The 10,890-nt window shown below is 65.9% G+C and carries 15 protein-coding genes and 2 pseudogenes; 8 read left to right on the forward strand and 9 right to left on the reverse strand.

Annotated elements, in window-relative coordinates; genetic code table 11:
• Nucleotides 1-239: pseudogene (locus tag ACI8UR_RS11460) on the forward strand (short-chain dehydrogenase); the annotation flags it as partial.
• Nucleotides 240-257: 18 nt separating this feature from the next.
• On the opposite strand, the gene ACI8UR_RS11465 reads toward ACI8UR_RS11460, so the two are convergent.
• Genes ACI8UR_RS11465 through mch form a run of 5 tightly spaced genes read right to left on the reverse strand, consistent with a single transcriptional unit; the run spans nt 258 to nt 3,748 of the window.
• Nucleotides 258-1,028: a Nif3-like dinuclear metal center hexameric protein gene (locus tag ACI8UR_RS11465; protein WP_411715845.1), complete on the reverse strand. Its 771-nt coding sequence runs from the start codon at nt 1,026-1,028 to the stop codon at nt 258-260.
• A gap of 58 nt (nt 1,029-1,086) precedes the next feature.
• Nucleotides 1,087-1,890 (reverse strand): arginase family protein, encoded by an 804-nt coding sequence (locus ACI8UR_RS11470; protein WP_411715846.1) that lies wholly within the window; start codon nt 1,888-1,890, stop codon nt 1,087-1,089.
• A 9-nt stretch (nt 1,891-1,899) separates the two neighbouring features.
• Nucleotides 1,900-2,274: a translation initiation factor IF-5A gene (locus ACI8UR_RS11475; protein ID WP_411715847.1), complete on the reverse strand. Its 375-nt coding sequence runs from the start codon at nt 2,272-2,274 to the stop codon at nt 1,900-1,902.
• 53 nt (nt 2,275-2,327) lie between these two features.
• Nucleotides 2,328-2,813 (reverse strand): hypothetical protein, encoded by a 486-nt coding sequence (locus tag ACI8UR_RS11480; RefSeq protein ID WP_411715848.1) that lies wholly within the window; start codon nt 2,811-2,813, stop codon nt 2,328-2,330.
• Between the two features lie 2 nt (nt 2,814-2,815).
• The gene (gene mch / locus ACI8UR_RS11485) at nt 2,816-3,748 is read right to left on the reverse strand and encodes a methenyltetrahydromethanopterin cyclohydrolase (protein ID WP_411715849.1); all 933 of its coding nucleotides are present in this window, start codon (nt 3,746-3,748) and stop codon (nt 2,816-2,818) included.
• Between the two features lie 89 nt (nt 3,749-3,837).
• On the opposite strand from mch, the gene ACI8UR_RS11490 reads away from it, so the two are divergent.
• Genes ACI8UR_RS11490 through ACI8UR_RS11500 form a run of 3 tightly spaced genes read left to right on the forward strand, consistent with a single transcriptional unit; the run spans nt 3,838 to nt 5,607 of the window.
• On the forward strand, nt 3,838-4,722 hold the full coding sequence (locus tag ACI8UR_RS11490; protein WP_411715850.1) for an MBL fold metallo-hydrolase: 885 nt from the start codon (nt 3,838-3,840) through the stop codon (nt 4,720-4,722).
• 46 nt (nt 4,723-4,768) lie between these two features.
• Nucleotides 4,769-5,209, forward strand: a complete 441-nt coding sequence (locus ACI8UR_RS11495; RefSeq protein WP_415087889.1) for a DUF2240 family protein — start codon at nt 4,769-4,771, stop codon at nt 5,207-5,209.
• Nucleotides 5,209-5,607, forward strand: coding sequence for a hypothetical protein (locus ACI8UR_RS11500; RefSeq protein ID WP_411715852.1), 399 nt, complete (start codon nt 5,209-5,211; stop codon nt 5,605-5,607). Before ACI8UR_RS11495 ends, ACI8UR_RS11500 begins: the two co-directional genes overlap by 1 nt.
• Here the strand turns inward: ACI8UR_RS11500 and ACI8UR_RS11505 are convergent.
• Nucleotides 5,560-6,225 carry an HAD family hydrolase gene (locus ACI8UR_RS11505; protein ID WP_411715853.1) on the reverse strand — a complete coding sequence of 222 codons (666 nt, stop codon included), beginning with the start codon at nt 6,223-6,225 and terminating at the stop codon, nt 5,560-5,562. The genes ACI8UR_RS11500 and ACI8UR_RS11505 overlap by 48 nt on opposite strands.
• A gap of 84 nt (nt 6,226-6,309) precedes the next feature.
• Between ACI8UR_RS11505 and pyrF the strand changes: the two genes are divergently transcribed.
• Entirely contained in the window at nt 6,310-7,119 is an 810-nt protein-coding gene (gene pyrF / locus ACI8UR_RS11510; protein WP_415087890.1) for an orotidine-5'-phosphate decarboxylase, read from the forward strand.
• Between the two features lie 3 nt (nt 7,120-7,122).
• On the opposite strand, the gene ACI8UR_RS11515 is transcribed toward pyrF, so the two are convergent.
• Nucleotides 7,123-7,326 carry a hypothetical protein gene (locus ACI8UR_RS11515; RefSeq protein WP_411716314.1) on the reverse strand — a complete coding sequence of 68 codons (204 nt, stop codon included), beginning with the start codon at nt 7,324-7,326 and terminating at the stop codon, nt 7,123-7,125.
• Between the two features lie 178 nt (nt 7,327-7,504).
• On the opposite strand from ACI8UR_RS11515, the gene ACI8UR_RS11520 reads away from it, so the two are divergent.
• Both ACI8UR_RS11520 and ACI8UR_RS11525 read left to right on the forward strand, forming a co-directional pair.
• Nucleotides 7,505-8,026 carry a J domain-containing protein gene (locus ACI8UR_RS11520; RefSeq protein WP_411716313.1) on the forward strand — a complete coding sequence of 174 codons (522 nt, stop codon included), beginning with the start codon at nt 7,505-7,507 and terminating at the stop codon, nt 8,024-8,026.
• Between the two features lie 52 nt (nt 8,027-8,078).
• The gene (locus ACI8UR_RS11525) at nt 8,079-8,759 is read left to right on the forward strand and encodes a phosphoglycolate phosphatase (protein ID WP_411716312.1); all 681 of its coding nucleotides are present in this window, start codon (nt 8,079-8,081) and stop codon (nt 8,757-8,759) included.
• Here the strand turns inward: ACI8UR_RS11525 and ACI8UR_RS11530 are convergent, their stop codons facing one another.
• On the reverse strand, nt 8,760-9,419 hold the full coding sequence (locus ACI8UR_RS11530) for a hypothetical protein (protein ID WP_411716311.1): 660 nt from the start codon (nt 9,417-9,419) through the stop codon (nt 8,760-8,762).
• Nucleotides 9,412-10,290: a GAF domain-containing protein gene (locus ACI8UR_RS11535; protein ID WP_411716310.1), complete on the reverse strand. Its 879-nt coding sequence runs from the start codon at nt 10,288-10,290 to the stop codon at nt 9,412-9,414. The genes ACI8UR_RS11530 and ACI8UR_RS11535 overlap by 8 nt, the downstream gene beginning before the upstream one ends.
• Nucleotides 10,291-10,444: 154 nt before the next feature.
• Between ACI8UR_RS11535 and ACI8UR_RS11540 the strand changes: the two are divergent.
• Nucleotides 10,445-10,890: pseudogene (locus tag ACI8UR_RS11540) on the forward strand (GTP-binding protein); the annotation flags it as partial.

Below are 10,890 nucleotides of genomic sequence, written 5' to 3' on the forward strand. Positions count from 1 at the left end.
CCTACGCCGTCTCGAAAGCCGCCGCCGAAGCCGTTTCGCGCCAGTTCGCTGCGGAACTGCCACAACCAGTCGGCGTCCTTGATTTGGGACAGGTGGAGACGGAACTGACGAACTTCATGCAGGGGCGTGACCCCGAGGACGTGGCGCCGCTGTTCTGGTGGGCCGCAACGGAGGCCGATGCCGAGGCTGTCGATGGCGAAATCATCGGCCTGCGCGAATGGAAGAACGCGACGCGATAGGGCCGACTCGCCCGGCGCTTACAGCCCCGTCGGATGGTCGATATACGTCGTCTCGATGCCCCACTGGTCGGCGACGGTTCGCAGCGCTCGGACGCCGAACGTCTCCGTGGCGTAGTGGCCGGCAAGGAAGACGTTCAATCCAGCCTCGCGGGCCTCGTGGTAGGCTTTGCCTTTGCCCTCACCCGTAACGAGCGCGTCGACGCCGGCGTCGGCCGCCTCCCGAATCCAGTCCGTGCCCGAGCCGGTGACGATGGCGATGTCCTCGATGTTCGGCGGGCCGAAGTCGAGTACCTGTACCGGCTGGCCATCGGTGTCGAGGTTCTCGAGGCGGTCACGAAGCCCGTCGACGGTGTAGGCGTCGTCCGCATGGGCGCGCTGGCCGATGGTGACGCCGCCGTAGTCGCCGAAGTTCTCCGTCACCTCACAGCCGAGGAAGTCGGCGAGGCCCGTGGCGTTGCCGAGCTGGTCGTGGCCGTCCAGCGGGAGGTGTGAGACGTATAGCGCGAGGTCGTTCTTCGCGAGCGCGGCGATGCGGTCGTAATCGCGGCCAGCGACGCGGTCGAGGCCGCCCCAGACGAGGCCGTGGTGGACGACGAGTACGTCTGCACCGATGTCGGCGGCAGCCTCGGCGGTCGCCTCAACGCCATCCACGGCGAAGGCGGCGTGATCGACATCACCGATGGCGTCCGGGCTGCCGACCTGCAAGCCGTTGGCGCTCGCGTCGACGCCCGCGTATTCGGGATGGTTGAGCCGCTCGTCCAGACGGTCGCGGAACTCGGAGAGATGCATACACAGGCTGTCTCACGGCTAGCATTTGTATCGCACGGCGAAGCGACGCGCCGGGGCACTACGCCGCGTCGGCGTGGGCGAAAACGAACTCCCGGAGGAGCTTCGCGCCGAGGGCGGCGGCCTGCCCGTCGTCGCGGTCGTTCACCTCGACGAGGTCGAAGCCGACGGCCTGTGGTGCGACCGCTCTGACGACGGCCCGCATCTCGTGGGGGGTGAGGCCGAACGGCTCCGGGGTGCCCGTGCCGGGCGCGAAGCCGGGGTCGGCGGCGTCGATGTCGACGCTCAGATACGCCGATCCCTCGAAGTCGGGCGACCACTCGGGAACGTTCTCGGGGGCGACGACGGTCACGTCGGCCTCGGCGGCGCGATTCCACTCCCGCTCGCTGCCGGTGCGAGCGCCGAGCAGGATTGCCTCGTCAGCGATATCGAGGGCGTGGTACGTGACGGTCGCATGCGAGAAGTCGTTTCCGGCGTAGGATTCGTACAGGTCAAGGTGGGCGTCGAGACAGACGTACACGTCGGGGTCGGCCGCACGGAGGCCGGCAATCGTGACCGTGTGTTCGCCGCCGACGAGAAGCGGGATAAGGCCGTCCTCGTGGTAATCGGAGAGCGTGCCGGCGAGAAACGAGAGGTAGTCGGCAGCGTCGTCCCAGGAGTCGACGTCGCCGGTGTCGAAAACGAGATTCGAGAAGTGACGGTCGGTACGCTGGTCGTAGTCGTCGAACGGGCGGGCGAAGCGACGCACGCGCTCCGGGCCGAACCGGGCGCCGGGGCGGAACGTCGTCGAAACGTCGAGCGGTGCGCCGACGACCGCGAAGGAAGCGTCGTCAGGGTCGGCCGTCGCACCGGGAAACTCGCCCATGACGTGGCCTCAGACGACCTTGCGCTGGCCTTCGTATTCGAGGTACTCGATTTCGTCGTCCGGCGAGGGGTCGAGGTCTTCGGGGATTCGCATCGTGATCGTCTCGTAGGTTTCGAGATCCATCACCTGCATGTCGCCGCCGGAGACGGAGACGACCTGACCCTGTTTGCGGTTGATGATGGGTACCCAGACCTTCGCGTCGACCGGCTGGGTGAAGTTGCGCTTCTGGCCGTCGAAGACGCCGGTGCCCTCGACGCGTGCTTTCGCGCTGCCGTGTTTGCCGGGCTTGGACGTGCTGTAGGCGGTGATCTTCGACGGAACGTCCTCGATCATCACGTAGTTACCTTCCTGAAGCTCTCGAACCTCAGTCTGCTCTTTCGGCATACCCACCGCTTCCCGTCGGCACAGTATAAACCGTTTGGAACCACGCAGGAGTGTCAGCGCGCCACGTAGCCGCCATCGGCGCGTTCAGCCAGACCGAGCACGACCGCCCACTCCAGAATCCGCCAGACGCGCTCGCGCCACACCGCCTCGGAGTCGGCATGGCGCAGTTTGCCCCATTGCGGAAGGCGGTCTTTCACTCGTTCGAATACGGCGTCGGCATCGAGTTGTTCGTCAGCATCCGAGAGTATCACCAGTACGTCGTCGGCGAGATAGATTCGCTCTTGGAAGGCCTCGCGGAGCGTTTCGATATCGGGGTCACGCTGCAGTCTGCGGTACTTCCCCTCCGTCTCCTCGGCGAGTTCGAGCGCCCGGAGGAAGGTGAGCCACTCCTTGGCCCGGTCTTGGGAGGGGACGCCCCCACGCTGCATCAGGCGGGCACAGCAGGACGTCTCCTCGTCGGGGACGAGCGGCACCGCCTGCTGTAGCTCCGCGATTCGGTCGATGGGTTCGGCCGGTTCGGGCAGCACCTTGAACCGCATACTTACAGGCCGAACGACTCCGCGAGCAGCGCCTCGTCGGTGCGGCCGACGACCGAGACGTCACCGCCGGCCACGTCGACGGTCACCTGTGCGGGCGCGAACACCTCGATGGGCATCTCGTAGAAGTCCCACTCGTGCTCCGCGAAGATATCGGCGAAGGGAGTACCGAACTCCGAACGGGCCGTTGAGGGGATTTCGTCGAAGCGGTCGAACTCGCTGTCGACGGTCATGTGCACCTGTCCGCCGTAAGCGAGCGCGTCGTTCGTCCGCGCCATCGCCATCTCGTCGTCCGCGGCGACGGGGGCGACGGGCGCAGAGCCCGTCACCGCCAGCATATCGAGCGGGTCATAGCCCAGTTCCGAGAGCCGGAAGGCGGCGAGTTCGGACGCCCGAGCGGCGAGGGCAACGCTGCCGGTCACGCTCGCCGTCGAGAACGTCGGCAGGAACACCGAGGAGGTGGGCACGCCAGCCATCTCGGCGACGTGTTCGGCGACAGCCTCGCCCGGCAGTTCGTCGCTTTCGACGGCCAGCACGGCGAAATCCGAAGCGTCGCGGTAGCCGACGCGCTGGAACTCCTCCTCTTCGGCGACAAGGGCACGGGCGGGGCCGCTCCCGAGCCCTTCGAAGCCATCGACCGACAGTTCCCAGCCCGCCTTCTGCGCGCAGAGCAGCGCCATCGCCGGGTGGTCGGTGGAGGTTTCGACGTGCGTCAGCGGCGCGCCCTCGATCTCGTCCACGCCGACCTGGACGGTCGAGAGCCCGCCGGTCTGAATCTCCGTGAGCAGCAAGCCGGCCTCGATACCGCCGACAGCGTCGACGCCGAAATCAAGCACCATCGCACCGTTGTCGAGTTCGTGGACGTCTATCGCGAGTTCGTCAGCGAAGTCGATGGCCTCGTCGGCGAGTTCGACGGCCATCCGATTGAGACTCTCCATACTACGTCGTCGGACGGATTCGGTGAAAAGGGTTCGTGACTGGCCGCGCCGCCCGAGCGTTGAAGGCCTCGCAGGTGAGAGACAACGACATGGAACAGACGCCGGCAATCGAACGCGTTCCCAGCACCGACGACATCTACCGCGTCGACGGCGGGATGTTCGGCCGGAGCGGCCAGCTTGCGGTGTACGTCCTCGACACGCCAGCGCCGGCGGTCATCGACACGGGGACGGCCGACTCGACGCCGGGTGCAGTCCTCGACGCACTCGACGAGCTCGGCATCGGCCGCGAGGCCGTCGCCCATCTGATACCGACGCACGTCCATCTCGACCACGCGGGCGGGACGGGCGAACTCGCGCGGGCCTGCCCGAACGCGACCGTCCACTGCCACGAGCGGGGCATCGACTTCCTCACCGATCCCGAGAAGCTCGACCGGCTGAAACGGGGCGTCGAGGAGGCCATCGGCCAGCCCGAACCGTACGGCGTCCCGGAGCTCGTCTCAACCGACCGTGCGCATGCCTTGTCCGATGGCGACGAAATCGACCTCGGCGACCGCACGCTCGAAACAATCGACGCCCCCGGCCACGCGCCGCATCAGGCCTGCTTCTTCGACGACTCGACCGGCACCATGTTCACCGCCGATGCGGGCGGCCTGTTTTTCGACGACCGGCTGTACCCCACGACACAGCCGCCGAGTTTCGACCTGGAGGACGCCGTCGGTACCGTCCAGCGCCTCCAGACGTTCGACCCCGAGGTGAACTGCTATCCGCATTTCGGCGTCGCGACTGATGCGATGGCCCGGCTCCGAGCCTACGAACAGATGCTCCCCGAATGGGTCGATGCGGTCGCAGAAGCCGTCGAGACAGCCGACAGCGTCGAGGCAGCGACGGACGCACTCCGTCCTGAGTGGGGCAGCATGGGCCACGAAAGCGACGTTCGGGGCGTGCTCGGCTATCTGGAACGGTCGCGGTCGTGACCACCGAACCGACGCCTATTTTTCCTCGCCGGGCGACCGCTGGAGCATGAGCCTTCGGAGAACCGTCGCGGCCCCGTTTCGCCAGGAGGGCAGCCGCGAACTTGGCGAAAGCGCGTTCGTCGTCGCGCTGTCGCTCGACCGCGATTGGTTCTCCCCAGACCAGGCCAAGCGGCTCATCGACGTGGCTGCGAGCGAGGGGCTATTGGCCCGCGAGGAGGGGCAACTGACGGTGCAGTTCGACCCCCAGTCGGTCGAGGTGCCCGAGGAGTTCGAGCCCGACGAATCGATTCTGCAGGAGCGGTCGACGTTCGAGCGGGTGCTCGGCGCCCTTGTCGAGGCCGGCCACGACAAACAGGAGGCCGTCGCGGCCGTCAACGGCCGCCAATCCGAACTCGGCGTCACCATCGAGACGGCGGCCATCCTCTACGCACACGAACGGGGTATCGACATCCAAGAACTCGCCGACGCTGCGCTCTCTGAGCTGTAATGGTCGAAGACACAATCACTGACGGCAAACGTATCGGGCAGCTACTCTCCTCGGAAATCCACGGCCACGAACGCGGCGCGTTGGGTCGGCTCTCCGTCGTCGAAGCCGAAGCGGACGTCGAACCGACCGAGTTCGGCGCGTTCGCCTACGGCATCGGCCACGATGGCGACGGCGCCACGCGAATCGCGGACGTGTACGTCCACCCCGACCGCGCCCACGTCGAATTCCGTGAGGGCCAGGAGACGGCCATGGATGTGGCCGAAAACGAGGGCCTTCGAGTGCGACCGAAAGCCGTCGAGCCCCCGCGGACGCTCGCCTTCATCGAGAGCGGGGCCGAAGTGAAAGGCGCGCTACGCGTCGTCCGCGCCGTCGCCGAGGGAATCGAGGAGTCGGGGTAACGAGGCGAGATCGGCCCGCTCGACCGTCGCGGCAGCATCGGGGTGGGGCTCCGACCCCGCATGCAGCACCTGAATCGGCACCAGCCCGGCAGCAGCCGCGCCTGCGATATCACGCCCGGGGTCGTCGCCGACGTAGACGGTTTCCATTGGCGCGACATCCAACTCGGAGGCGATAGCGGCGAAGGCCTCGGGGTCGGGCTTCGGCGCGTCGATGGCGCCAGTGACGACGACGGCGTCGAAGGCATCCGTCCAGCCGAGGCGACCGAGTTTGTCCAGTTGGGTCGTCTCGGGGCCGTCAGTCAGGAGGCCGACGCGGTATCGCACCCGGAGGTCGGAGAGCAGTGCCTCGGCGCCATCGACGGGCGTCAGCGCCTCGCCGATGGCATCGCGGTAGGCAGTCGTGAGCGCGTCCGCATCCGTCGGCTCGCCGACGAGCGCCTCGAAGACGGGGCGGCGGCTCTCGGTGCCGCTGTGTTCGCGGTGTGCCGAGAGGTAGTCCTCGCGGTCGAACGTGAGGGGAACGTCGGCGCTATCGGCCGCATTCCGGAGCAGCGTCTCGCGGTCGCGGGCGGTGACCGCAAGCGTATCGTCCAGGTCGAACGCGACGGCCCGAATCACGACCGTTCGTAGGCGAGCGTCACGCATAGATGCTCCGCTCGGCCGAACGGGAGCGCTTTTGCCCACCGCCCGCGAGGCGCCGATATGAGCTTCTTCGACGACCTTGCGGCCCGCATCGAGGCGACCGACAGCGTCGTCTCGGTCGGGCTCGACCCCGACCCCGACCGGCTGCCGTCGTTTCTCGATGCCGACCTCCCACGATGGGCATTCAACCGCCGCATCATCGACGCGACACACGAGTACGCCGCCTGCTACAAGCCGAACGCAGCGTTCTACGAAGACCCCGACGGCTGGCGGGCGCTTGAGGAAACCATCGCCTACGCGCACGGGAAAGGCGTCCCCGTTCTCTTGGACGCAAAGCGGGGTGACATCGGCAACACGGCACGACAGTACGCCGGCCTGCTCGACGACGACGGCCTCGGGGCCGACGCCATCACGGTCAACCCCTACATGGGCCGGGACACCCTGGAGCCGTATCTTTCCAGAGAAGAGAAGGGCGTGTTCGTCCTCTGTCGCACGTCGAATCCCGGTGGGGCCGATTTCCAGAATCTCGACGTCGGCAACGGGAAGAGCCTCTATGAGTACGTCGCCCAGCGGTGTGCAGAGTGGAACGAACACGATACCGTCGGCCTCGTGGTCGGCGCGACGGCGCCGGAGGAACTCGAATCCATCCGTGACCTCGTCGACCTGCCGTTCCTCGTTCCAGGTGTCGGCGCACAGGGCGGCGATGCCGAGGCAGCCGTCGAGTATGGCCTCGCCGACGGTGTCGGCCTCGTCAACTCCTCGCGTGGTATCATCTTCGCCGGCGAGGGCGCCGACGCGGAAGGCCCCTACTTCCGGGCAGCCGGCGACGCGGCAAAGCGGCTGCGAACCCGGCTCAACGAGTACCGATAGCGCTCAGAACTGGTACTCATCGACGCCGTCCGGATAATCGCGCTTTTCGCCGTCGTCGGTCGGTCTCCCGCCGAGTTCCGCCAGGCAGTCGGTGCAGAGCCCGGTCTCGCGGTCGTAGTGTTTCTCACAGACGAGCCGTCCGCACCGCTTGCAGCTGTCTTCGACCGTGGCGGACTCACAGATCTCACAGAGCCCGGAAACGCTCATACGTTCCTCTTGGAAAGCCACGGGGAAAAACCCGGAGGCGTATACTGCCGGCTGTAACTATCTGAAGCGATGACTTCCGAGACTCCGCGGTTCAGTTCCACGTAATCCGAATATCTCAAACCGATCGTTACGGAATTACAGCCGGCAGTATTAGGTTTCGCGGGCACGTACTCAGGGTGTGGAGAAAGACCGTATCGTCTTCGGGCTCACTGCCGTCTTCGCGGCCATGACGGCACTGGTCACACTCGTCGGACTCGTGTTCGGAGAGCCCGTGCTTTTCTTCGTCGTGCTCCCGCTTGCGGCGGCGACCTACATGTTCTGGTATCAGTCCTCGGGGAAACTCCGCGAGCGGCTGCGCGAGACGCAACGTCGGCGTGAGGCCCAGGGTGCCGAACGCGGCGGCTTCGGCGCCGGCCCACGCGAAGGCTTCGAGAGCGCGCGCGGCCAGCAAGCCCGCGAGGCGTGGGAACGCCAACAACGCCAACAGCAACAACAACGCCGACGCCAGGGCGGGCCACAGCCCTCTCCGAACGTCAGCCCGAGCGAAGCGTATCGCCGTCTCGGTCTCGATGCCGGTGCCGACGAAAGCGAAGTGAAACGCGCCTACCGACAGAAAGTCAAGGAAGTCCACCCCGACCGCGGCGGCGACGAGAAGGAGTTCAAGAAGATCACCGAAGCATACGAAGCGTTGACCGGATAGAACGCCGTACGGAAGGGGGAGGCTTGATACCTGCGGCGACCTGGGTTCAGGTATGGAGCCGCCGTTGGCTGCCGACATCGACGGAACGCTCACCCGGCCTGACAAATCCATCGACCCACGCGTGTTCGACGCCATCCGAGAGTGGGACGCGCCGGTCGTCATCGCGACGGGGAAATCGTTTCCGTACCCCATCGGGCTCTGTGAGTTTCTCGGCATCCCGCTGAACGTCGTCGCCGAGAACGGCGGCGCAGTGTACATCGAAGCAGCCGACAAGGTCGTCTACAACGGTGACCCGACGGGCGCCGAAGCGGTCGCGAACGACTATCTCGAAGCCGGCTACGACCTCGGCTGGGGTTCCGTCGATATGGTGAACCGGTGGCGCGAAACCGAACTCGCCGTCTCCCGAGAGCAACCGCTGGAGCCGCTGGAACGTATCGCCGCCGACCACGGCATGGACGTCGTCGACACCGGCTACGCCTACCACGTCAAGTCGCCGGAGGTCGACAAGGGCGAGGGGTTGAAAACCGCGGCCCGGCTGCTTGACCTCTACCCCGAGGAGTTCGCCGCGGTCGGCGACTCGGAGAACGACGCCGAAGCGTTCGGTGTCGTCGGCAAAGCCTACGCGGTCGCGAACGCCGACGAAACCGCGAAGGCGGCTGCTGACGAGGTCACCGATGCGGCCTTCGCTGACGGTTTCTTGGAGGCTCTGGAGAAGGTTCGAAGCGGCTTCTGATTATTCGCTTATCGACGTCTCGAACGGTACCCAGTCGTGGGGCTGGTCGCCGAGACCACGACAGCGGAACTCCGGCCCGGCGCCGGTATCGCGCACCTCGATGCGGCCATCGAGGAACTGGCTAATCGTGCTGATTGCCCGCTCGTCGTGCTGGGCGGGGTCGATGAGGAAGATGCCGAGGCCGTCTACGCTTGCGATGCGACCCCGAAGCGTGTGCGTGAAGCGGGCGACCGGACGGAGTTCCTTGAACGTCAGAAGCGTCGACAGCGACACGACACCGGTTCGGACGCGCTCGACGCCCATGTCGGCGAATCGCTGATACGCGTCGGAGAAGCGGATTCCGATGCCGGTCAGGTCACTCGGGTCGCCGACGGTCGTCACCCGGGCCTTGGTGGCGTCGGTCGACCCGCTTCCCGTACAGTCGACGATGGCGAGGCGCTCGGGGTCGGATTCGATACCGATACCGTCTAAATCGGAGATGACGCTCGGGGCACCGCGGTTCGTCGCGACGATGATGCTCCCCTCCTCGGGTGACCCGGTCGACATCCGCAGCGCCAGTTCCCGAGCGCCGCTGTGTGGAGCACCCGTCATGAGCAGGCTCGTCCCCGGGTCGATACCCGAAAGCGGCAGCGTCTCGAACTCGTAGGCCTCTTCACTCATCGTTTTCCTCCAGGTTGCGGCGCCGAAGTTCGAGTTGATCCATGACCTCCTCGGCCAGCAACTCGAGCAGTTCCCGTTCGCGTTCGGAGAACGACCGCGGCGTGTCGTCTTGCAGACAGAGCGTACCGATGGCGTGACCCTCTGAGGTGACGAGCGGCATGCCGGCATAGAACTCGATTCCGGCGTCTGCGAGCGTCTGTATGTTCTCGAACCGCGGGTCGGTCTGAACGTTCTCCACGATGGTCGGTTCCTCCTGTTCGAGAATCGTGAACGTACAGATAGCGTCTTCCCGGTCGAGGAGTTCGACATCCACACCGTAACACGAGAGGAACTGCTCTTCGTGTGCGTCGATAAGCCCGATCGCGGCGGAATCGACGTCGAAGAGCGCTGCCGCGATCTCCGTCAGCCGGTCGAGCGCCTCGCTGAACACCTCCGAGTTCTGAGCGTACGGTTCCAGCGCCCTGAGGCGTGCATCCTCGTGTTCCGGCAGTGGATAGGCGGTCTGACTCCGGAACGTGATGAGATGTTGCACGAGCTCTCCCAGTCTCTCGACGGACTCGTCGTCGGCTTTGCGGACGTATTCGGAGATAGTCGACGTGGCGCCCGTCGTATCAATCGCGTCGTATTCGGCCGTAGTGAACAGAACACAGGCCGCGTCCGGCGTCGTCTCGCGAACGTGTTCGTGGACGTCGAGACCGGTGCCGTCCGGCAGGTCGTACTCGGTGATGACGCAGTCGAACGTCTCGGAATCGAGCGCCAGTCTCGCCTCCGCGAGCGTCCTGCACTCGGTTCCCTCGAAGCCAGCGGCGCGTAAGACGGCACGCACCGCGCTTCGGGCCCCCTCATCGGGGTCGACGTGTAGGACGACCATTGTGTCTCATAGCGGAGTGGGTTATATAAAAGCCGGCACTCAGCAGGCCAGGGCAGTCGAACCAGCGGATTTTCTGCCGTATACCTTCGTTAGGGACAGTTCTCTCCATTTTTCGGGGAAAGCTTTTGACCGTGTGGTTGTTAGCCATTCTCGTATGAGCGCCGACCGGGCCGCACTCCAGCGCGCCCTCGAACGAGGCGAACAGGAGGGCGGCAGCGTCGAATTCAAGGAACGGCTCACTCGTTCGGTACATCTCTCCGATGGCCGACTGGAATCACTCGTCGCCCAGCTGCGCCACCGCGTGCTGTCGGGCGATGGCGAGGCGACGTACGTCGTTGGTGTGACCGACAACGGCGGTATCGCCGGCATCTCTCCCGAGGCATTCTCCGAGTCGATGGACGTGCTGTCGCTTCTGGCCGAGGAAGCCGGCGCACACATCGACGACGTCGACACCTGGCCGGTCGAGGCCAGCGATGAGACCGCCGACCGCGGGCTCGTCGGCATCGCTACGCTGAAAGAGGGCGCCGTCCTCGACGTCGACGACGATCACATCGTCGTCGGGACGGCGGGCCACGTCGACCACGGCAAATCCACGCTCGT

The sequence above is a fragment of the Natronomonas sp. genome (genome assembly GCF_047616845.1).
Lineage (GTDB): Archaea > Halobacteriota > Halobacteria > Halobacteriales > Haloarculaceae > Natronomonas.